18 protein-coding genes, 1 pseudogene and 1 riboswitch are annotated in these 22,560 nt (G+C 52.2%); of the genes and pseudogenes, 18 read left to right on the top strand and 1 reads right to left on the bottom strand.

All coding sequences use genetic code 11. The features are described 5' to 3' along the window. Positions 1 to 339 precede the first annotated feature (339 nt). Positions 340 to 1,077, top strand: a complete 738-nt coding sequence (locus ACFSO0_RS05495) for a hypothetical protein (RefSeq protein WP_376877452.1) — start codon at positions 340 to 342, stop codon at positions 1,075 to 1,077. Between the two features lie 546 nt (positions 1,078 to 1,623). Further along, the gene (locus tag ACFSO0_RS05490) at positions 1,624 to 2,706 is read left to right on the top strand and encodes a hypothetical protein (RefSeq protein ID WP_376877449.1); all 1,083 of its coding nucleotides are present in this window, start codon (positions 1,624 to 1,626) and stop codon (positions 2,704 to 2,706) included. Between the two features lie 47 nt (positions 2,707 to 2,753). Here the strand turns inward: ACFSO0_RS05490 and ACFSO0_RS05485 are convergent. Next, positions 2,754 to 3,089, bottom strand: a pseudogene (locus ACFSO0_RS05485) (transposase); the annotation flags it as partial. A 122-nt stretch (positions 3,090 to 3,211) separates the two neighbouring features. Here ACFSO0_RS05485 and ACFSO0_RS05480 point away from each other — a divergent pair. The 16 genes from ACFSO0_RS05480 to ACFSO0_RS05405 all read left to right on the top strand — a co-directional run bounded on the left by ACFSO0_RS05480 (position 3,212) and on the right by ACFSO0_RS05405 (position 22,553). Then, a complete protein-coding gene (locus tag ACFSO0_RS05480) occupies positions 3,212 to 4,138 on the top strand; it encodes a hypothetical protein (protein WP_376877446.1) in 927 nt (308 codons plus the stop codon). A gap of 2,368 nt (positions 4,139 to 6,506) precedes the next feature. Next, positions 6,507 to 7,118, top strand: coding sequence for a DUF1533 domain-containing protein (locus ACFSO0_RS05475; protein ID WP_483862238.1), 612 nt, complete (start codon positions 6,507 to 6,509; stop codon positions 7,116 to 7,118). 430 nt (positions 7,119 to 7,548) lie between these two features. Continuing rightward, the gene (locus ACFSO0_RS05470) at positions 7,549 to 8,472 is read left to right on the top strand and encodes an accessory Sec system S-layer assembly protein (RefSeq protein WP_376877440.1); all 924 of its coding nucleotides are present in this window, start codon (positions 7,549 to 7,551) and stop codon (positions 8,470 to 8,472) included. 105 nt (positions 8,473 to 8,577) lie between these two features. Then, on the top strand, positions 8,578 to 9,519 hold the full coding sequence (locus tag ACFSO0_RS05465; protein WP_376877437.1) for an SLAP domain-containing protein: 942 nt from the start codon (positions 8,578 to 8,580) through the stop codon (positions 9,517 to 9,519). A 45-nt stretch (positions 9,520 to 9,564) separates the two neighbouring features. Then, on the top strand, positions 9,565 to 10,554 hold the full coding sequence (locus tag ACFSO0_RS05460) for an SLAP domain-containing protein (RefSeq protein WP_376877434.1): 990 nt from the start codon (positions 9,565 to 9,567) through the stop codon (positions 10,552 to 10,554). 175 nt (positions 10,555 to 10,729) lie between these two features. Then, positions 10,730 to 13,294 carry a S8 family peptidase gene (locus ACFSO0_RS05455; protein WP_376877431.1) on the top strand — a complete coding sequence of 855 codons (2,565 nt, stop codon included), beginning with the start codon at positions 10,730 to 10,732 and terminating at the stop codon, positions 13,292 to 13,294. A gap of 18 nt (positions 13,295 to 13,312) precedes the next feature. Continuing rightward, complete coding sequence (locus ACFSO0_RS05450; protein WP_376877428.1) at positions 13,313 to 13,762, top strand: hypothetical protein; 450 nt, start codon at positions 13,313 to 13,315, stop codon at positions 13,760 to 13,762. A gap of 53 nt (positions 13,763 to 13,815) precedes the next feature. After that, a riboswitch (SAM riboswitch) is annotated at positions 13,816 to 13,918 on the top strand. A 139-nt stretch (positions 13,919 to 14,057) separates the two neighbouring features. Further along, positions 14,058 to 15,263 carry a methionine adenosyltransferase gene (gene metK / locus ACFSO0_RS05445; RefSeq protein ID WP_376877464.1) on the top strand — a complete coding sequence of 402 codons (1,206 nt, stop codon included), beginning with the start codon at positions 14,058 to 14,060 and terminating at the stop codon, positions 15,261 to 15,263. Between the two features lie 477 nt (positions 15,264 to 15,740). After that, positions 15,741 to 16,883, top strand: a complete 1,143-nt coding sequence (locus tag ACFSO0_RS05440) for a sensor histidine kinase (protein WP_376877425.1) — start codon at positions 15,741 to 15,743, stop codon at positions 16,881 to 16,883. Positions 16,884 to 16,915: 32 nt separating this feature from the next. Then, on the top strand, positions 16,916 to 17,623 hold the full coding sequence (locus ACFSO0_RS05435) for a response regulator (protein ID WP_376877422.1): 708 nt from the start codon (positions 16,916 to 16,918) through the stop codon (positions 17,621 to 17,623). 141 nt (positions 17,624 to 17,764) lie between these two features. Beyond that, positions 17,765 to 18,142, top strand: coding sequence for a glycosyltransferase family 2 protein (locus tag ACFSO0_RS05430; RefSeq protein WP_376877419.1), 378 nt, complete (start codon positions 17,765 to 17,767; stop codon positions 18,140 to 18,142). A gap of 148 nt (positions 18,143 to 18,290) precedes the next feature. After that, positions 18,291 to 20,324, top strand: coding sequence for a helicase-related protein (locus ACFSO0_RS05425; protein WP_376877416.1), 2,034 nt, complete (start codon positions 18,291 to 18,293; stop codon positions 20,322 to 20,324). Next, positions 20,321 to 21,106 (top strand): ComF family protein, encoded by a 786-nt coding sequence (locus tag ACFSO0_RS05420; RefSeq protein WP_376877413.1) that lies wholly within the window; start codon positions 20,321 to 20,323, stop codon positions 21,104 to 21,106. The genes ACFSO0_RS05425 and ACFSO0_RS05420 overlap by 4 nt, the downstream gene beginning before the upstream one ends. A 90-nt stretch (positions 21,107 to 21,196) precedes the next feature. Next, positions 21,197 to 21,628 carry a TIGR03826 family flagellar region protein gene (locus ACFSO0_RS05415; protein WP_376877410.1) on the top strand — a complete coding sequence of 144 codons (432 nt, stop codon included), beginning with the start codon at positions 21,197 to 21,199 and terminating at the stop codon, positions 21,626 to 21,628. Between the two features lie 117 nt (positions 21,629 to 21,745). Continuing rightward, positions 21,746 to 22,021 (top strand): flagellar biosynthesis anti-sigma factor FlgM, encoded by a 276-nt coding sequence (gene flgM, locus ACFSO0_RS05410; protein ID WP_376877407.1) that lies wholly within the window; start codon positions 21,746 to 21,748, stop codon positions 22,019 to 22,021. A gap of 40 nt (positions 22,022 to 22,061) precedes the next feature. Beyond that, the gene (locus tag ACFSO0_RS05405) at positions 22,062 to 22,553 is read left to right on the top strand and encodes a flagellar protein FlgN (protein WP_376877461.1); all 492 of its coding nucleotides are present in this window, start codon (positions 22,062 to 22,064) and stop codon (positions 22,551 to 22,553) included. Positions 22,554 to 22,560 lie beyond the last annotated feature (7 nt).

The raw sequence follows: 22,560 nt of genomic DNA, 5'->3' as shown, positions 1-22,560 counted from the left end.
AAGGAACTGGCAGTAAACCTACTCTAAACAGGCATTCTCCCACAAAAAGGAGGATGCCGTTTTCCATTTCAAGGAGGAATCACACATGACTGATCTTCTGTTCTTTGGCATTTTGATTGCCCTTGCACTTGGGCTTCTCTCTTTTCTCACTTCCGCAATCATAGGCTGGCTGCGCATGATTTTCTGGTGGCTACCTGGTCAAGAAGGATACCCATGTGGCCGTCATCCAGCGCCTGTTGGGACACGCCAGCCTCAAGACAACTTCGGTGTACCTGCACGTCCAGCAGACCGACCTGCAGGAAGCCGTAAACCGCATCGATTTCTAAGGAGGGATACAACATGGCACCATTCGATCCCAGCGTGTACGAAGACGAGAAAATCAAGACAACGCTTGCGCTCTTGGCACAAGGGAAGAGCAAGCAGGAGATCACCGAATACTTTGGCCACAAAGGATGGTTCACGGTAGACCAGTACTTTCGCAGGAGAGGATTCCGCTGGAACGGCAACACGTTCGTACCGGAAGAAACAGACACACCATCCGTTGCAGAGGATGCCCTTTTTCTGAACAGCAAAGCAGGTCAGATCATCCGACAGCTCAGCCAAAGCCACGCAAACATTCGTCAGGTCGCCCTTAAGAACGGATTTGCCACCGTGGACGAGATGGGCGAGTACATGAAAGGGCAAGGGTACGTCTGGAACAGCGAGCAAGAAAACTACGTCTACAGCGAGAGTGTCGGCAAAAAGCAGAGGGACACGCTAACGGCTGCGTCACAGGTCGCTTCTCAGCCTGTGGAGGGCCTAGAAGACTACCAACAGCTGCTGGACTACCTGTTGTCCCGAAAAGAAAAGCTGTTCGCTCTTCTGGATACGGAAAACGAAGGTACCCTGCCCAGGTACAAGTTCCGAGGGGCCAAAGCAAACAAAACACTGGCTTTTCCGACGTCTGTGCTGACACTCCTGAGCGACTTCAGTAAGGAATACAATGTCACCCAGAGGGACATCCTCGAAGTGGCACTGGCTGAGTTTTTCCGAAAGTACGGGTACGAAGAACAACTGAACAGCGTGTTGCAAGCGTAGCGGGGAGCGGGACAAACTCCCCGCTTTTCGTTGCAGTCTGGACAAGGGTTTCCCGCAAAACCCGTTTTCCCGCTCCGAAAGGGGGTGTCTCTAAAAAACGAAAACACCACCACCTACAGTACGGAGATAGTGAGTTAACCGTTTTGGGGGTGGAGGGTTCCTCGATCAGTCGTTCTCTACGAGTGGCTTTCGTGCTCTTCCTGCTATCCCTTTTCCTTCTCCTTCCATTCCTTTTTTGTCCTTCTCCTTTCTACCTGTGCCTTTTCTCTATTTGGTTGTGAGGGAAGTTTGAGTATCTCTTTTTTTGATCGGGAGTTACGGGAATTGCGGGGTTTTGATCTGTTGCAAGAAAAGGGGGGGTTTCTACATTCGGGTTTTCTGCGGTTTTTGCGGGGAGTTTTTCGGTTTTTTCTCGTTCTACTTTTTCTCGTTTTTTCCTAAGCTCTGCAACAAACTACTCGGCTTTCACTCGGCTTTTCCTATGCTACCTGACGAACCGATTGCCGGAATCCTTGAGTTGCATGGGTTTTTAGGCTATCCAGAAAATTGGGAATTTCTAGTGGGTTTTGTGCTATTAACGCTAAACAAATTGAAGTTAAATTTAGCGTTGCAGTTGACGAAGATTCTGTGATTGACACCACAAATGATAACGGATTGATTGGGAATAGCATTAAAATTGACGTCACTGGCTCTAACACCAATACAATCACTGTAGATCCAACTGGTGATAACAGCGGTGGTGCAAATGCAACTGGGGAACTTAGCAAGGACGGAAAGACTCTGACTATTACTGCTCCTTCTTCTGAAGTATTCGATGGTTCCTACGCTATCACATTTATTAAAGATCAAGTTAAGGATGAAGAAGGCAACAAACTGGAAGAAACAGTTCAACTGTTTAATGCGAAAGATACTGTAAGACCTACATTCGCAAGTGTTAAGTACAGTGACAACAAAACAGCGGTATTGACCTTCTCCGAGCCATTGCAGGATAAGGGAACTGTTTCTTTCAAAGTGGCTGCTGATGGCTCTGCACTTCCAGCTAATGGTCAAGACGGCTCCAATCCTCCTGTAACTGCGAACTTGACAGCAGAGGGTATTAAGATTGATCTGAGCAACCTGAACGATAACCTGAAGAACAAAGATATCACAGTTACAGTAGTTGGTGCAGTTGATTATGCTGGTCTGGTGCTCTCTCCAAACCCATTCACACAAAATATTAAGTATTCCACTGAGGATACAACTGCTCCAACAGTTGCTTCTGTAACTGCTCTGAGCAACAAAGCAGTTGAAGTTAAGTTCTCTGAGGAACTGAGTGCTGACCCAACAATTACAATTGGTGGCACTGCAACTACCCTTAAAAAAGATGCTACAGATAAAACCAAATACGTTGCAACTCTTGCAACCGGAACATCTGGATTGCAAACAGTAGTAGTTTCGGCCTTCACCGACAAGAGTGGAAATGCAGGTACTACTTTCAGTAAAGTAGTAAACTTCGATGTTGACACTACTAAACCTGTGGTTGCATCTACTAAGGTAGAGAAAATCAATGGTGTAGAGTATTTGGTAATTACCTTTAATGAAAATGTCGATGTTACAGCTGCAGATGGACAAAAACTTACTTTTAATTAGGGTATGCTGAACGATTCATAGACGTCAAAAAGTGTTCGGAAGTCTGGTCATCTCACAACAAACAGTTGTTTCATCAACGAGAAAAAAAGAACTCGAAGCCTGCGCTCAAAGTTCATCACCAACAGTTGCAGCGCAATGAAGGCTTCGCTCATCGTTGCAAGTCGGGCTCGAATACGGCCAATCCCATACTTGCGCTTGCCCTCGCCGAAATTGCCTTCGATGGCATTGCGTACACTCCCATCTTGCCTTTCGACTAGCCGCTATTCCGCTGCCTCTTCGCCTTGTGGTGGACGACCAAGCGTAGGACCGCTCAAGCAAATGTCATGTGCCTTGCAGAAGGCTCGATTCTCCCGCGTACGGTAAATCTGGTCGACCGGAAGAAGCAATTGGTTTTCACGATGAGAGACGGATGAGTACATCCCGATCAGCACCATATGCAAAGAATTTGAGGGGAAATTGTTGATTTCCTTGCACATGATTTCGATAAAAACGAAACAAAATCCTTGTGGTTACTGGATTTTTAATCTATTCAGCAGACCCTAATTATGTAAAAGATTTTGTTTCTAAGTCTGTAGATGTAACTCTTGTGGCAACGGGCGGTTCTAGCGACAACATTACTCTTTACAAACAGGTAAGTGACAAGTCTGCTTCTGTCAAAGTTGCTTTGACTGACCTGACTGATGCAGCTACCTATACTGTGGACCTTCCTGCTGGATTGGTTAACGACTTGAATGGTAACGCAAGCGAAGAAAAAACTGGCGTTTCTGTAACGCGTGGCTCTGATGCTGTTAGTGATAAGCCTGAACTTACTACGGCTGATACAAATGGTATCAAACAAATTGATTCCAACACTGTAGAAGTTTACTTCAAATCTAAGGTGGATGGCGCTTCTGCAACAAACAAAGCTAACTATTCCATCGAAGGTTCCACTATTGAGAAAGCTGAATTGACTGCAAATGCGGTTGGTGGTGCAACTGTTAAGTTGACACTGGCTAAAGATTCCAGCACATTTACTGGCGTCAAAACTGTTACTGTTTCTGGAGTTAAATCTGAAACTGGTGTAACAATGGACCCTGTAACAACAACTGAGAATTTGCTTGAAAACGTACGTCCTACGGTTATTTCTGCTACTTTGACTGATAGTGACACTATTACACTTACTTTCAGCGAAGTTGTAAAAGCTGATTCGGTTAAAGAAGGTACTGCAGTTGCAGACTTTGAGATTTACGTTGGAAATGTAAAATATGCTACTGCATTCACAGAAGACACTGATACTACTGCTGACAGCAATAAGGTTGTATTGACTCTTACGGGTGGAGCAACGTTCCAACCTTCTGATCTTGCTAACCTCACTGTTAAAGCAGCAAGTGGCTTTGACGTTAAAGATGATGCTGGAAACGTGGCAAACTTCAAATCTGTAACTGTTGAATAATTGAACGAAACGTCACTTTATAAGCTCAGCTAGAGCAAAAGAAGTGGAAAATGTACCCCATACTTATGAATGTGTATGGGGTCTTTTCTAACCGTTCCATTGAATTGACAGATGAAATGTCTGTTCACGACAACAGCCAATCAGTCGTGTGCCTAATCCTCCTGCATCCAGTGAGGCTCTACCTAAGCCGAAGGGGTGAAGTCAGGTGAAGTCGTACTCGAAAGAGGCGGGGCTCCATAAAAGGTGACTATGGTTAGGAGACGAACCCATGTTGAGGTGTTAGAAAGAGAACAATGCTGTCAAAATGCTAGCAGTTCAGCACTGTTCCGTGCATCTGAAATGATGTAGCGGCAACCGGCACAATTCAGGCTGTTAAACCGGTTGAACTTTCTAATGAGCAGTGGGAACCTACGGTCATCAAAAAGAGGGATAGATGGGACGGAACGTTTGAAGTTTCATAGGGGGAGACGGGGTAGCGTCAGTGATCCATATGAAATGGCGGCGGGTTCGTAGTAGTGATGATGGTCTGCCGTTTGCACCTGTAGTGGTAACACAGGCGGGGAGGAGAAAACTGACCGGAGCGAAGGAACCCAGTCGGTTATAAGTAATTTTAGAAATCTGTATGTTGTGGACAGAGCTGAATTTGTTTATTTTAACTCTGTCCACTATACATAACTCATTTTACTTGTAATCGATGGAACGCCGTGTGCGATGAAAGTCGCCCGCACGGTGTAGGCCTGACCGAAAACCATAATTATGTGGTTAGGCAGGAATAGTAATGATGGTTATTATGGTTCACCAACCCCTTAAAAAAATAACGAAACGTTACTTTATAAGCTCATTTGAGTGAAGTAAGTGGAGAAATTGCTGCCGACAAGACTGTAGAATTTCTCTAACTGCCTTCTCTAATTGATTGGTGAAAGCCCAATCCATGAGAAACAGCCTGTATTCTCATGAGCCTAATCCTCCTGCAAAGGTGTTCAACCTAACCCGTTGAGCCCTCTGAAGTCAGGTGAAGTCGTACTTGTGAAAACATAAGCAAGGCGGGGCTCCTTAAAAGTTGGCTATGGTCAGGCGACGAATCCATGGTGACCCAATACGAGATAACTGTTGCTAGGTAGTTAAGCGCTAGGGGTTTGGCGACAGTCGGTGTACGCGAGATCGTACAGACGAAACAGGAACAATTCAGGCTGTTAAACCTGTTTTTCTCGTATTGTATAGTGGGGACCTAAGGTCAGCAAATGAAGGGATAGACAAGGTGGAACGTTTGAAGTCTTGCCAGAAGAGGTGGGGTAGCACCAGTGAGGCTGGTAAGATGGCGGCGGGTTCGTAGTAGTGAAGATGGTCTGCCGTTTGCACCCGTAGTGGTAACACAGGCGGGGAGGGGAAATCTGGCCGGAGCGAAGGAACCCAGTCAGCGGATAAGAGGGATGAGAGAACTTACAATGGGCGTTGGAGTTTCTCAATGTAATATTTTTATACCTTTTTTATCTGTTGATGGAACGCCGTGTGCGATGAAAGTCGCCCGCACGGTGTAGGCTCGAATCGAAAGCCATGAAATAATATTGTATGGCATAAGACGAGAATAGCGTTTTAAGAGTTCTTTCTGTAGAAAGAGTTGACAGAGATTCAAATGGACAAGTAGATGCTATTAAACTCACATTTAATAAAGATATTGATGACAGCTCAATAGATATATTGGCTTTGTGGATTATAGGCTCATTTGATCACAGTACTTACGCGATAGGAACTGGAATATCAGGTGATGACGTTGATGATGATGTAGTGTATATTACATTCTCTGAAAACGGAACTTTAATGTCAGATGGTCCTTTCAATGTTAATACTGGTTTTGAGTATATTGCGCCTAAAGATGGAGGATTAGGGGTCAGTGCAGCTTGGAATGCAAATACTTCTAACTAATAGCTTCTAGGCATGGAAAATTTTTGGAAAAAATAGATCATTTTTCTAAATGTATTCAGAACAGGAAGAGGCGAAATAGGTTCAGAAATGAGCTTGTTTTGCCTCTTTTTATTGTAGATAAAAAGCCAGTCATATAATAATGCGTAAAAACTTGAAGCGCAGCCTGTTACCTCCCGAAGTTTGTCCAAGAGGTCTGTTTCGAGAGAGGCAGGCCCATTTCATTCTTTTGGTTTATGGAGGCTAACTTTAAATAACGGCCATTATTTCAAGGAGTTTATTTAGCATATAGCAAAAAAAGATTGGATTGTTGTATAATTTAGTTGCCCATTGTAATGTTTTTCACTTTTTTTCGTTGACGGAACGCCGTGTGCGATGAAAGTCGCCCGCACGGTGTAGGCTCGAATCGAAAGCCGTGAGATGTACGGTATAAGACGAGAATAGCGTAATCGTAACAGCGGATACTACCTCGAACGACGTGGATCATTCATTAGATCTCACATTCACAGATAATCCGGACTGGAGATCGAAAGTGACAGCGGTTAGCGTTGATGGTACTCCTTTGACATCTGGTCAATACAGCTTGACCGCTGGAACATTGACGATTAACCAAGGAGTCATTCGCACACCCGGAAATCACACAATTGTCATTGAGGCAACAGGGTATGCTCCAACTCAAGTACTACAAACTGTAAATGTAGGGGCAATTTCATTAGATACTTCAACAGCAACTTTGATTCCTAACCCAGTTCAATTAGAGTATTTGCCAGTCGAAAATGTGATTACGCTGACTGCAAGAGATCAGTATGGAAACCCAATTCCAAACTACGTATTCAAGCACATTACCCAAATTGAAGATTTAGATAATTCGGTTGATACGGTCGAAGTGGATAATGTTACATTTACTGGTACGGCAAATGAACTGAAAGTATTCCCAGTTACAGCACTCGCACCAACTGACTCGAATGGTGTTGTCACGTTTACAGTAAAGATACCTCACACTAACTACGCAATGCGAATCGATATTTATCTGAATGATGGGACAACGCTTTTCTTCTAACCTGTCATATGGAAACAACAGATTGGCAGAGCCTACCTCTTAAAGGGTAGGCATTTTCTTTTTGTCCAGAACTCGCTGCAAAACTTTCGTAAACGTATCCATCTACGTCTTTGTTGACAGACACACAAATGAAAACGAAAAAGCAGCGAGGGTCAAATCGCAAAACGCCAGACAAATGAGAGGCTGTCTGGCATTTTGCTCTGCTTCCCGCGCCTTTTTGCCATTCCTTGACATTGCCTGTGCTTACAGGTATTCTAACAAATATTCCCCGTCTGTCAGCGGGATGGGGACAGTGCCGCTGCCTTGCGGGATCAGGCGTCTGCCGATGCGGGATGCCAAGTTTTCGATGTTGCAAAAGGATGCCACTATGCTATAGTGAATGTCGAACAGAACTCTATTATAGATGTAGAGATAAGTTGGGAGAGACGATATGCTATCCTTCTTGAAAAATTTATTGGGGAAAACTCCCACACCGGAAGAAGTCAGACAGCAGGTACAGGAAGAATCGATTTTGCCTGCATCTACCGCCGATCAGAATCGAGAGGCGTCTCATGGCGTCGTGACCTCTCTTTCCTTGCACCCGTCCTGGGAAGCGAAACTGAGCGCACAGGAGAAATACGCCCTTTCCTTTATGGCACAGGAGCTGGAGCCGCTCGCAGAAGGGAACATATCTCTTGCGGGTATATCGCTTGTCCCGCATGATGCCGGGATCGAAGTGACGGCGTTTGTCCGCAACAGCTCGGAGCGGCCGGTAACCTTGGGAGAGATGACGCTTGTCGTATTGTTTGGCGACCAGCAGTTGTTTACCCGTCAACGCTTTCCCATGGCTGAAATAGGTGAGATTCCGCCGCGTTCTGCAAGACCGTGGTCGTTTGTATTTGAGCGGGAGCACTTCCTGCAGGTGGACGTCCTGCTGGTGAACTGGAAGGTCGCCTTTGAAATGGCGGAGAAGAAAATGGTTCTGCCCCAGCAGCTGGAGCTGGAGGAATCGTGGATCAAGGCGCTGTCAGACGAGCAGAAGCAGGCGCTGATCGAGCTGGCCAGGAAACTGCCATCGATTGCGGAAGGCGAAGTAAACGTCCAGAGCTTGCAGATTCGCCGGGATGAGTCGGGAGCCTTGAATGCGTTGCTGCTGATCCGCAACGGGTCTGCGCGGGCGCTTTCGATTGAGCAGCTGCCGCTGGCGCTCTACGACGCGACCGGTGAGATCGTGGCCCAGGGGCTGTTTAAGCTGGAGGGCCTCACGGTGAATCCGGGTACGAGCAAGCCGTGGTTGTTTATTTTCCCGCCAGAGAGCGTGCAAAAGGCGGAGCCGGACTTTTCCCGCTGGAAGGTCAGCGTGCCGCAGGCATAAGGAAGAGCTGGCAGGCGGGCAGCCATTTGCCCGCGTTGGTGGAAATCGTTATGATAGAAATAATGCAGCTTCGGTCGCGTCCGGACGTGTGAGGAGGTAACACACATGTTTTCATTCTTCAAGAACTGGTTTGGAAAAGAGCAAGGGGAGCTGAAACAGGAGCTTCAGGAAGAGGCGGCTATCGACATCAATGAGTTGAGCGATGCCGAAGCCGATGTAGAAAAGAGTGCAAGTCCGCAGGCAGCGGGCAGCGGAAAAGTCCATACCGAGCTGTCCCTGCATCCGCTGTGGGAGCAGGAGCTGGATGCAGAGAAGAAGTACACGCTGCGCTTCCTGCAGGCTGAATTGCCGGATATGGTCAGGGGCATGATCAGCGTGACCGGCTTTAGCATGATTCCGCAGCCGAACGGTCTGACGGTGACGATGTTTTTCCGCAATTCGCTGGATCATCCGGTCCGCTTCAAAAATCTGCGCCTGGCGATCTATTTGGACGACAAGCCGTTTGCTCGCATGAGAGTTGACCTGTCCGAGATGGGGGCGATTCCGCCGCGTTCGAGCCGCCCGTGGGAGCTGCTGTTCCCGGAAGAGACTTTCCTGCATGACAACTTCACGTTCAAGCGCTGGAAGGTCGTCATGAAAGCAGGCAAAAGCTCGCACGTATGGCCGAACCATCTGGAACTGGACCCGGAGATGGAAAAGCGCATGACGGAGCGTCAAAAGGACCGTCTGGAAGCGTTGACCCACTCGCTGCCGCCCATTCCTGCGAATACGGTTCAGGTGACCGGGTTTGACATCGCCATGGCGAAGGATGGCCGCCTCGTAGCTGGCCTGCTGTTCCGCAATGGGCTTCGCGAAATGTATCAGCCGGACAAGGTGCGGATCACCATTTCCGATACGGATGGAGATGTCGTGGCAAAAGGGACCGTGGATGCGAGCGTGGTTCGCGTAAAGCCGGGGCACAGCCGTCCGTGGCTGATCGTCTTCCCGCCAAGCGCCGTGAAAAAACCAAATGCGAACCTGCGCAGATGGGTGCTGGATGTAGAATAGCGCATGACAGAGATACTTCTGCAGTAGGGTTGAGGAGGTTGACCTATGAGTTGGTTGTTGGAAAACTGGTTTGGATCGAAAGAAAGTCTGGAGCAAGTGCGTGAAGATATCCAGGAACATTTGCACAAAGAATTTTATTTGGGTGTTTCGGGGATCGACAATCCGGAGCAGTCCTCGACGCGCATTCCTTCCAAAGAGCTGGAGTTGCTGCTGAACGGTCCGTGGGACAGCCGATTGGACGAGACAGAAGCAGAGCTTTTGCAATACATTCATGACGAACTGCCGGCGGTGGTGCGGGACGAGATCGGCATCGTGCCGTTCTTTACGCAAGTAACGGATGAAGGATACCTGGTGTTGACCTATATTCGCAACGCCACAAACCGCAACGTCCTTTTGCAAAAGTTGCCGCTGACGTTGATGACGGCCGATGGCGAAGTGGTGGCAAGAAAGACGTTCGACCTGATTCCGTCCGGTCCGATCGGCGATATGTGCAGCCGCCCGTTCGAGTTTTTGTTCCGCTGGGATGAATTCAGCAAACTGCCGGAGAGCGAAGTGCCGCTGACGCTCACCTACCAGAAACCGGCAGCGCCGAAAGAAGCAGGGCAGGAGCTGAACCAGGGGCTGTCCAGGGAAGAAACCGAGAAATACTTGAAGCTGGCGGAAAAGATTGCGCCTGTGGCACCGGGCGAGGTCGATCTGCAAGTGCTCGACATCGTGCAGGGCGCAGAGAACGGGCTTCGCGTAGTCGTGGCGTTCCGCAACGGATTGGAAAAGCGGCTGGAATTTACAGAAGTGCCGATCATCGTCAATGACGAAGAAGGCAACAATGTGGCGCGCGTCCAGTATACGCTGCAAAACATGAAGGTCGAGGCGAAGAGCAACCGGGTGTGGGCATTCGACATTCCGTCCACCTCCATCAAGCAGGAAGAGCTGGATGTGACGAAGCTGACCGCTGTCGTTCCGAAAGCGCGACAAAGCAAAAGACAACCTGCCGCTACTCTTGTGGCAGATAACAACAAAGGATTGCTGCAATAATGGAGAGGCCCTTTTTGCCCACGGTGAAAAGGGCCTTGCTGCCGCTTGAACATTCCAAATATTGGATGTTAAATCTTGCGCGTCCCCCTTCTGTTCCGCTATGCTATGATATAAATACTTTGAATTCCTTTTGGCCTGCACGTACGGCAGGGGAGAGAGGGAAGGACTGTTTTTCATGAGAAAATGGATACAGACAGCATTTGCGCTCGTTGCAGCCATCTCGATGACGCTGGCGGATGCAGGACCATCGTTTGCCGCAAGCGGGTCAAATGACCACTATTACGGCAATCAGCAGCACTTGCCCCAGATCAAGGCAGACAAAGCATGGAAAACAGTGAACAGCAATACTGCCATCACCATAGCCGTGCTGGACACGGGAGCGGACTACAACCATCCCGACCTGAAAGAAAACTTGCTGCCAGGCATCAATCTCGTTCCGACAGCCCGCTCGGCGCAGGATGACAACGGGCATGGGACGGAGGTCATCGGCGTACTGGCCGCCAGGGGGAACAACGGGATCGGGGTATCCGGTGTCTTGTGGAACGCCAAAGTGTTGCCGATTAAAGTGTTGGACAGCCGGGCCGTCGCCGATCTCGACCTCGTAGCCAAAGGGATCAATACCGCTCTGGACAGGGGAGCCAAAGTCATCCTCATGTCGGTGAGCAGCATGTCCTACTCGCGCGCTTTGACCAACGCGGTGAACCGCGCAGAGGCGAGCGGGGCCGTACTGATTGCGGCAAGCGGAAACGAAGGCAACCGCGTCGCGTATCCGGGCGCGTATCCGACTGTGATTGCCGTCGGCGGAGTGAAAAGCAACAACGAACCCATCTACGAATCCAATTCGGGACCCGAGCTGAATCTGATGGCGCCGGGCCTGAATGTCTTTACGACCAGATTGGGAGGTACATACGGATCGTTCAGCGGCACGTCCGCTGCAGCACCCCAGGTAGCCGGAGCGGCTGCCCTGATTATGGCCCGTTATCCAAAGCTGCGGCCGATTGACGTGCGGCAACTGCTCTACCAGACGGCGACGGATTTGGGAGAGAAAGGCTGGGACAGGCGGACAGGCTACGGCTTGCTCAACGTGGAGAAGGCGGTCACATCCGCCGTGTCCAGTGATTTTCTGGAGCCGAACAACGTGCAATCGAGCGCCAAGGCGTTCCCGATCGAGTCGCAAATCCGCGGGAATCTGGGACCGAACGACACGACGGATTGGTACAAAATGGACGTCCCGTACGACGGCAGGGTCAGCCTGACGGCGGCGGTGAACAGTATCGTCTCTGCTCCGATGGCGGCGACGTTTTACTCGGAAAACCGGACGCCAGCCACCTACTACATCGGGAACGGCGATACGATCACGGTGCCGGCGAAGGCCGGGCAGTTGGACATCCGGCTGGTGCGCAACGGGGGCGTGAACGCCTTTTCCTACGTGCTCACCAGCAAGTTCACGATTAATCCGGACCGCAATGAACCGAACGATACGATGGGCACGGCCAGACCGCTCGTGGGCAACCAGATCAGCGTGAACGGCAGCTTCCACTCTGAGGGAGATCAGGACTGGTTTTCCTACTATGTCCGGGAGTACGGCCGCCTGAGCGTCACCGTGTCGCCGGACAACAAGCGGATGGACCCGGTGCTCGCGATCGGCAGGCAGGAGCAGGGAAGAAGCACCACGTGGGACCCGCTGTACGACGACGGCGACCGCGACGATCCGTCAGAGCGGGCGCAGAAGGAAGTCTCTCCGGGGAAATACTTCCTGCGTATCAGCGAATACGAGCAGAATGCGGTGAATGGGGAATACCGGCTGGACCTTTCCTTTACGCCGGTGAAAAAAGATGTGAATGAACCGAATGATTCGTATCGTCAGGCATCGAATCTGGCAGGCGGAACCGTCATGACAGGGACTTTGCCGACGGCTGCCGATTCAGACTGGTTCCAATTTACCGTAAGTGCGGAATCTTACGTAACGATTCGCGCTCCGTTCATTCCGGTTTCCTCCGGCGTGCGGATCGCGCTCTACAGCGGCGACAATTTCAACTACGCGCTCGCGTCCACGAACGAGGTGGCGGAGTTGTCCGATCAGGGCAAAGACATTTTGGGGCTTCGTCTGAAACCTGGGAAGTATTACATTCGTCTGAATAGTGGCGTACCTTTTAAATACGATGCGTATCGGCTGACGGTGAATCAGCAGTTGCTCGTCGGCGGGTATCGGGATATTTCCGGCCACTGGGCGCGTGCCGAGATCGTTCGTTTGAGCAATCGGGGCATTGTCAAAGGGTTTGCAGACGCGACATTCAAGCCAAATGCGGCGGTGACGCGGGCACAGTTTGCGACCATGCTGATTCAGGCGATGCGTGCGAGCGGACTGCCGGTTCCGTCCGCCTATACGGGCAAATCCACGTTCCGCGACCTTCCGAAAAAGCATTGGGCTTACAACAGCATGGGCATCGCTTATCAGGTAGGCATCATGAAGGGCTACCCGAACAGGCAGATGAAGCCGGATCAGCCGATTACCCGAGCCGAGATGGCCTCGATGATTGCCCGCGCGCATAACGTCCTGCTCTATACGCGCAGCACGTCCAGCTACCGGGATGTTCCGACCAGCCACTGGGCATCGCCCGCGATTGAAGCGCTCACCGCAAGAAACTGGCTGAACGGCTACGGCTCGATGTTCAGGCCGCAAGGGATCGCCACTCGTGCAGAGGTCGTCGTATTGATTGCGAAGGCATATAAAATGTAACCACTGGGGAGGATAACGATGATGAAACCAGTCACCAAAGGTCTGTTGGCCGCAGCGATTGGAGGGGCGGCGATTTTCGCCTCCCAGGCCATGGCAGACGGGGTAGGAGGCGTGCCGGGCTCGGTAGACGATCCGGTCGTGACGAAAAGCTACGTAGACCAGCAGATTCAGGCAGCCAGCGGCGGAGGAAGCACCCTGACTGTCGTGGAGGTAAGTCCGGGGCAGACGTTGTACGGCTTTGAAGGGACCGAGTTTATCGTGCGCACCGGCAAGGTACAGGCTGTGGCAGGCGACAAGGGAGACGGCCTGACTGATCTGACAGCGGGCGTAGACCTGCGGGGCGGAGCCGTCGTCGGCACGAACCATCTGCTGCTGATTGCCCGTTCCGATAACCGCGGCTTGCGTCTCGCACCGGGCTACGACGGCATTTCTCACGTGATGGTTCGCGGCAAATACGCTCTTCGATAAAAGTCTATTGACACTATAGACAAAAACAATTATTCTATAATCCGTAATGGATACTCTTATCCAGAGCAGGCGGAGGGACTGGCCCCATGAAGCCCGGCAACCGACGAGAGCGCGGTGCTAACCAGCAGAACAGGCATCTGTTCTGGCCGATAAGAGGATGAAGGAAGCAAAAAGCGCTCAAACCTTTTCCTCCAGCAAGTTGGAAAAGGTTTTTTTCATGCGTTTACGTCGATAAAATCCTGACTCGGCTACCACACTATTTGTATGAGGTCAAAGGAGGTATTTTCTCATGGCTTTGCAAAAAGGTCGTCGTCTGTTCACATCGGAATCCGTCACAGAAGGACATCCGGATAAAATTTGTGACCAAATTTCCGATTCCATTCTGGATGCCATTCTGTCCAAAGATCCGAATGCACGCGTCGCTTGCGAAACATCCGTGACGACGGGTCTCGTTCTGGTTGCTGGCGAGATTACTACCAGTACGTATGTAGACATCCAAAAGCTCGTTCGCGATACGATCCGCGGCATCGGCTACGATCGTGCGAAATTCGGCTTTGACGCAGATACTTGCGGTGTCATCACTGCGATCGGCGAACAATCCGCTGACATTGCCCTTGGTGTAGACCAGGCTCTGGAAGCGCGTGAAGGCAAAATGACTGACGAGCAAATCGAAGCGATCGGTGCTGGTGACCAAGGCCTGATGTTTGGTTTTGCCTGCAACGAAACGCCTGAACTGATGCCACTGCCAATCAGCATGGCGCACAAACTGGCTCGTCGTCTGACCGAAGTTCGCAAAAACGACACGCTGCCGTACCTGCGCCCGGATGGAAAAACACAAGTGACGGTTGAATACGATGGCGACAAGCCGGTTCGTATCGATACGATCGTCATTTCCACCCAACACGCTCCGGAAACCACTCTGGAACAAATCAAGCAAGACCTGATGGAGCATGTAATCAAGCCTGTCGTTCCAGCTGAACTGCTGGATGCAGACACCAAATACTTCATCAACCCGACTGGCCGTTTCGTCATCGGCGGACCACAAGGGGACGCTGGCTTGACTGGCCGCAAAATCATCGTAGACACTTACGGCGGTTATGCCCGTCACGGCGGCGGCGCGTTCTCCGGGAAAGATCCGACCAAAGTGGACCGTTCCGGTGCATACGCAGCTCGCTACGTCGCGAAAAACATCGTGGCAGCTGGCCTCGCTGACAAATGCGAAGTTCAGGTGGCGTACGCAATCGGGGTAGCGCAACCTGTTTCCATCGCGGTCGATACTTTCGGCACAGGAACGATTTCCGAAGAAGATCTGGTGAAACTGGTTCGCAAGCATTTCGACCTGCGTCCTGCTGGCATCATCAAGCAACTGGACCTGCGTCGTCCGATTTACAAACAAACAGCTGCATACGGTCACTTCGGCCGCAACGACCTGAATGTTCCTTGGGAGCAAACAGACAAGGCAGAAGCGCTGAAGCAAGACGCGGCAGCTTTGACAAAATAAGAAGCAGTAGACGGAGAAGAGCCTGGTTTACGCAATCAGGCTCTTTTTTGTTTTTCGCGGCAGATGCATGGGCGCCGCGCGCCCGGTTCGGACAGCTTTGTCCAGTAATTGGGGAAAGGCTTACGGAGGATTTTGTAAGACGATGTCGAATATTTAGTGAGGAAAAAGGAGGGGCTTTCTGCGGAACAAGAGGCTCTTCCTTTTGAAGTTTGCAATCTTTTTATCCGTTCGGCTATTCATGGGAGAAAAAGGAAAGAAAAGTCAGAAAAAAGATGGGGTGCAAATGCAACCTTTTCCCCATGTAGGTACGTCTATAATCATAAGAGAAGCATTGGTTGTTTAAGCCAAATGTCATGGCCTTCAGAAGCCGGGCAAACCAGAAAGATCCACACGATGACGCAGTATGGCGGATGTGGATGAAACGGGCCTCCATCAGCTGTTCACAAAATCGAAAAATGTGTTTGAAGGAGAGCAGTCATGAACCAGGCGATTGACATTAGCATGCTTGATGGAGTCATTAAACGAACAATTGAAACAGTAGAGACAAGCAAAACACAAATATTTGATATAGCCGAACATGCCAGACAGCAAGGCAATTCGCTGAAGATGGATTTGCATGAACTGCGTCAGGAAATTTCCAAAGTGATTGAAAAGGTCGATGCGCTGGAGCTGGCGTATCGCAAGTCGCGCAATCGCCTGGCAATGGTCAGCCGCAATTTTCATGATTACACGGAGGAAGACATCCGTGTAGCCTATGAAGAAGCGAGCCGCATTCAGGTAGAGCTATCGATTTATCGGGAGCGGGAAAATAACCTGAAGAGCCGGCGCAACGATCTGGAGCGTCAGCTGCGCACGCTGCAGGTGACGATCGAGCGTGCGGAAAAGCTGGTGTCGCAAATGAGTGTGGTACTCGGGTATTTGACCGGCGATTTGAGCAAGATCGGGGAGGCGCTGGAATCGGCGAAGCAGCATCAGTTGATGGGTCTTAGAATCATTCAGGCCCAGGAGGAAGAGCGCAAGCGGGTGGCGCGGGAAATCCACGATGGCCCCGCCCAGTCGATGGCGAATGTCGTGCTTCGTTCCGAGATCGTCGAGAAAATGCTGGCAAACGAGCGGATTCTGGAAGCGCAAATGGAATTGCATGAGCTGAAAGAAATGGTTCGCATGAGCCTTGCCGATGTGAGAAGAATCATTTTCGACCTGCGCCCGATGGCACTGGACGATCTGGGATTGGTCCCGACATTGCAAAAGTACATACAAACGTGCGAGGAGCGCATCGAAGCTTCTATTGATCTGGTCGTGTTCGGGATCGAGCCGCCACTGCGCAGCTCGGTGAAAGCCGCGATTTTTCGTCTCGTTCAGGAGTGCCTGAACAACGTGGAGAAGCACGCTTGCGCCAGCAGCGTTCAGGTGAAGCTGGAGTTCATCCCGGACTCGCTCAGTCTCGTGGTCAAAGATAACGGCGTCGGATTCGATTTGAACAAGCGGTTGGCGACGGGAGGATCGTTCGGACTATTAGGTATGAAAGAGCGCGTCCAGCTTCTGGAAGGTTCCGTCGAGATGCGATCGGCGCCAGGTGAGGGAACCAGGGTAATGTTTCAAATACCGCTGAAGATGTGAAAAATTACAGAATTTGCACAGGAGGATGAGTCATGGATAAGAGACAGCAAGAGCTCCGTATTGTGATTGTGGACGATCATCAACTATTCCGTGAAGGCGTTAAGCGTATTTTAGAGATGGAAGAGGATTTCAAGGTTGTCGGAGAAGGCGCGGACGGAGCAGAGGCTGCCCGGCTGGCTGAAGAGCACAAGCCGGATGTCTTGCTGATGGATATCAATATGCCGAACATCAATGGAGTATCTGCTGCCGAGAACGTGATTGCAGCCAGCCCGAGCACACGGGTCATCATGCTCTCCATCCACGATGACGAAGGGTATGTGTATCGCACGCTCCGTTCCGGTGCCTCGGGTTATTTGCTCAAGGAGATGGGGACGAGCGACCTCGTCGAAGCCGTGCGGGTAGTAGCCAGCGGCGGCGCGTACATCCATCCCAAGGTAACGGGCAAGCTGATCGAGGAGTTCCGCCGCTTGAGCGAACAGGAAGGGTCGGCCGAGCGCAGCTTTGCCATTGACGAATCGCAGACAATCGATCCAAAGGTGATCGAATCGTTGACGCGGCGGGAGCGCGAAGTATTGCAGCTGATGGCAGAGGGCAAGAGCAACAGGGCGATTGGCGAGTTTTTGTTCATCAGCGAAAAAACCGTTAAAAATCACGTCAGCAGCATTTTGCAAAAGCTGAACGTTCAGGACCGTACGCAAGCCGTCGTCATTTCCATCAAAAACGGCTGGGTGAAGCTGTAAGAAGACGAAAGACCGTTGGGCAGGGCAGCCAGCGGTCTTTTTTCGTAGGCATGCAAGCTGACCGATCTCGCGGAAATCAGCGGGAGTGCACCGCTGCCAAGCCATCCGGCATACCTTGTTAGCAGAGGAGGTATGACCGCGATGGAAGATTTGCTGATTTGGCTGCTTGCGTCATACGGCTTCTCCTTGCTGCTTGTGCTGCTGGCCGACAAATGGGCCGACCGCGCGAGGAAGAGCGCCGATCTCCCGCAAATCCACTACCGCCTGTTGGTGCGCAATTCCGAACAGGTGCTGGAGCGAGTCATTCGCCGCCTGCTGCTTCGCTCTTACTGGAGCGGCGAGCCTGTCCGCATATCCTTGATCGACGCTGGCTCTACGGACGATACCGGACAGATCGCCAGCATCTATGAGCGATACCCGTACTTCTTGCACGCGGCGCAGGCGGATGGGCAAGAGGAGCATGTTCACACGGACATCGTCATCGACCTGCGGCAGGAGACGGCGGAAGCTTCGACCTGAGTGTACTTTTTACAACGGGCAGGCCATATTCTGCGCTTGCCCCTCACTCGCCATTCCTTAACGGGCTGGCCCCTGCAAAATATTTGCGGCCCCTCCCTGTCTTTTTGCACACTGAAATCAGACAGAGCACGAGCGGGGAGGGGATCGTGTGCGCGAGTATTTGCTCTATATCAAAGTCGGGACCAGGACCTTGCAGCCTGCCCAGGCGTACGTCACGCCTTGCTTTTCGGTAGACCAGTCGTTTTGGCAGGAGCGGGAGGGGTGCCAGCTGCACGTCATTGGCAAAAGCCCGTCGCTCGTCCTCGCTTTTGCCTTGCGGGAGGCCGTCAATGCCCGCCTGCAGGAGCGTCAGGCGTCTGCCATTCCGCTGAATGAGGACGGGCTGACGGAGCTGAGACAATTGGCCGTATCGCGTGTGCGGGAGACAGCAGCCCTGTACGGGCGGGAGGCGACCGCCGAAAGGCTGCTGCAGCGCGAATGGTTCGTCTGGGAGGAGGCACAGTGGTCGGTTCTGATTCGCAGTCATGGAGAAGAACGGGAAGCGGCGCTGGGGACGCCAATCACAGCGGATTCCGCTGCAGAATCCGGAATCTTTGCCCTTCTCGCAGGCCGCTCCCTGCTTTGGGAGGAGATCGAGACATTGCTTGCGAAGCGGGGAGAGACCGTGCCGGATTTGAGTGCCGTTTTGCAAAGGCTGGTATTGGCCGATGCCGCCGAGTGGCGCCCAGGTATACGGCTGGCGGTGCAAAAGGGCTGGTGGAAGCATCGGCTGGAGCTCGTCTGCGACAGATGCGGCAGCAGCCGAAGGGACATCGAGCTGACGGTTTGCCACACCTGCGGGCAAGGCTGCGCCTACTGTACGGTGTGCCTGGGGATGGGCAGGAGCAAGTGCTGCACGCCGTATTTGCTGGTGCCATCCCGAACTGACGGAGCCTTGGTGTCAGCACGCGCTCCGGGTGCCTCGTTCCGGGCCTCTGCTGTCGATGCCTTGGTGCCAGCCTCTGCTACTGTCCCTTTTCGCCGGACAGGTCAGTCGCCAGCGGCCCGATTGCAATGGACAGGCACCTACTCCCGAGAGCAAGCCGTAGCCGCAGAGCAAGCCAGGCGCTTCGTTGCCGACCAGCGCCCCGGCATGCCGCAGCAATTTCTCATCTGGGCGGTGTGCGGAGCAGGCAAGACGGAACTGCTGTTTCCTTCGATCGCGGAGGCGCTCGCGGCAGGAGGGAGGGTCCTTGTCGCCACTCCGCGCAAAGATGTGGTGCTGGAGCTGGCGCCGCGTCTGCAGCGAGTCTTTCCCTGCGCCCGTGTCATCGCCGTCCACGGCTCCAGTATGGAAAAATGGGAGGATGCGGATATTACCATCGCGACGACGCATCAGGTCATGCGATATTACCGGCGCTTTCCCCTCGTCGTTCTGGACGAGGCGGACGCGTTCCCGTACCATAACAACCCGATGCTCTACAGAGCCGTTTCCAGAGCGGTGCTGCCCGGGGGCAAGCTGCTCTATTTGAGCGCGACTCCACCACGGTATTTGCAAAAGAAGCTGGTGGTCAAAAAGCCGATCAGGTTTGGTCTGTGGCGACCGCTGCCGCTGCTCGCCTCGCCCACGCACGTGATGCTCCCGGGACGTTATCACGGCAATGCGCTGCCTGTTCCGCGGATTGTGACCGTCGTAGGGCTGCACAGGCGCCTGCGGGCGGCTCGTCCTGTTGCGCCGCTGCTGGCGCTGGTTAGGGACTGCCTGCAGGAGGAGCGGCAGCTGTTTGTGTTCGTGCCGCGCATCGAGGATGTAGACCGCGTGCTGGGCTATTTCCTGAAGTTTTTTCCCGACGAGGCGTCGAGAATGGCTGGCGTGCACGCAGCCGATCCAGGGCGCGAGGAAAAGGTACGCGCATTCCGGGAGAGGCGCTGCCGACTGATGGTGACGACGACGATCCTGGAGCGGGGAGTCACGATTTTGCGAAGTGATGTCGTCGTCATCGGGGCAGAGGCACCGGTGTTTGACGAGGCGTCACTGGTGCAGATCGCCGGGCGCGTAGGCCGTTCGGCGGATGATCCTACGGGCACGGTTCTGTTCCTGCAGGCCGATCGCGCTGCCGCCCCCCGAGCGGCTGTCCGGCAGATCAGCAGGATGAATCAGCTCGCGGCGGCACTGCAGCGCACCCGGGAGCAGACTGTATGAACGTAAAAAACGCCGAATGCGCGGGCTGCGGGAGACGCATCGTGCCGCAGGCGAGGGAGCCTGTCGTCCGCACCCTGACGCGCCTGCTGTCCAGCCGAACGCGCTACCCCGTCATGTACAGGCTGGTTTCCGACCTTGCCTTGTGCTCCGGCTGCCTCGAGCGGCTGCCCGTCATCGGAGAGGCGATCTGCGAGCAATGCGGCCGCGAGCTGGACAAGGCGAGTCCGGCTGAAGCGGTGTGTCGGGACTGCCGTAAAATTACGGCAGAACCGCTTCACAGCAACCGCAGCTTGCTCAGATATAATGCATGGGGAAAAGACTTGCTCAGTCTGTACAAATATCGCGGCGAGGAGCGGCTGTCCGCTCTCTTTGCCCGGCTTCTGCTGATCGCGCTGTACCGTTATCACGGGCAGACTTCGTTTGACTGTATCACTACCGTTCCGCTGCACACACAGCGCCTGGAGGAGAGAGGCTTCAATCAGGTGGACCTGCTGGCTCTGCATTTGAGCTGCGCGCTGCAGATCCCTGTGCGCCCCTTGCTCGCCCGCACCAGAAATACGGCCAAGCTGAGCCGGCAGTCAGGCCGCGCGTCACGCGAGGAAAGCATGGAGGGGGCATTTTCATGGAGCGGGGAGCGTATGGGAACAAGTATGGCGGGTGCCAGAATCCTGCTGATCGACGACATTTACACGACAGGGTCGACACTGCGCTCCTGTGCGCGAACGATCGCTGCCCATGCAGGACAGGACTGCAGCATTTATTCCCTGACGATCTACCGATAGCCAGCATGGAAAAAATGGGTTATGATGAAGACATACAACAGGTTGTGAACGCGCGGTCAGAACAACTAAGATCACAAAAGGGGTGGCAGCATGTCCTTGGGCAAACTAGCAAACTGTTCACGGTGCGACGCACTTTTTGTACAAGCCGTCCGCGACATTTGTCCGAAGTGTTATCAAACAGTGGAACAGGAGTACGAACGGTGTGCACGCTTTTTGCGCAAACGGGAAAATCGCGGTTCAAACATTTACCAGGTCAGTGAAGCAACGAACGTAAGCGTCAAGCAAATCACAAAATTCATCAAAGAGGGACGCATCACAGTGGCGGGAAATCCGAACCTTGCTTATCCATGCGAGGGCTGCGGCACTGCCTTGATCCAGACGGGGACGCTGTGCGAGTCGTGCATCAATAACCTGAAGCACGATATAACTCAGCAGTTGGAGGTAGACCAGCGCCTGAAAGAAGAAAAGCAGGCAGAAAGCCGGACAATTGCTTATCAAAGAAGGCAGAATGCTGACGAATAGTTTTGTACAAAAAAACTAATCGCATACTACAAAATTGCCGATGATACTACTAAGAGGTATCATCGGTTTTTGTTTATCCATTATTCATGTCCGGTGGTTTGAGAGGATGGTTTTTACATGCGGATTAACGAGCCCAATCGAGTCGGGAGGATTAACGCCTACAACAAAACGAACAATCCCCAGATAGGCAAAACAGGCAAGATCCCGATGGGGAAAGACGAAGTCAACATCTCCACGGAAGCATTGGAAATGCTGAAACACGTGGAAGACCCGGATTTGCCGCAGCGCAGGGAAAAGGTGGAGCAGCTGAAAAAGCAGGTAGAAGAGGGGAGCTACCGCGTCTCCAGCGAAAAAATCGCGGAGAAGTTTCTCTCCTTCTGGCAAAGGAAATAATCAAGCTCTCTAGGGAAGATGAGGGAGAAACATGACAAAGATGGAGATGCTCTACGAACTGCTCGACAATTTGATCCAGCTGCACAAGGCCCTGTACACACTGGCAACGCATAAAAAAGAAGTGCTGATCAAAGGCAAGGTGGACGAACTCGTGGCGATCACCCGCCAGGAGCAGAAGCTGATGAAAGGCATCACGGCAGCAGAGACAGCCCGCCTGAATACAGTGAGAGAGCTGACAAACGAAAAGGGCTTTTCCCTGCAGGAAGGCACGCTGGCTGAACTGATCAAGTTGACGACCAGTGCGGAAGAGAAAACGCGACTGACTGACTGTCGCAATGAACTGATCCGGATTGTTTCCGAACTGCGTGATGCGAACGAACTGAATCAGCAGTTGCTGAAACAATCCCTTTCTTTTGTAAACATGACGCTCGACCTGATCACGGACGCGCCGGAGGACGACTTCATCTACGGCCACCCATCTGCCGAAGGCTACCGTCAGGCGAATCGGACTTTTTTTAATAAAAAAGCGTAAAGAGGTG

Origin of the sequence: Brevibacillus sp. GCM10020057, from assembly GCF_042683565.1 — a bacterium.
In the GTDB taxonomy this organism is placed as follows: Bacteria; Bacillota; Bacilli; order Brevibacillales; family Brevibacillaceae; genus Brevibacillus.
Note: the sequence above shows the minus strand (reverse complement) of the source record. Positions and strands in the feature narration are given on the sequence as shown.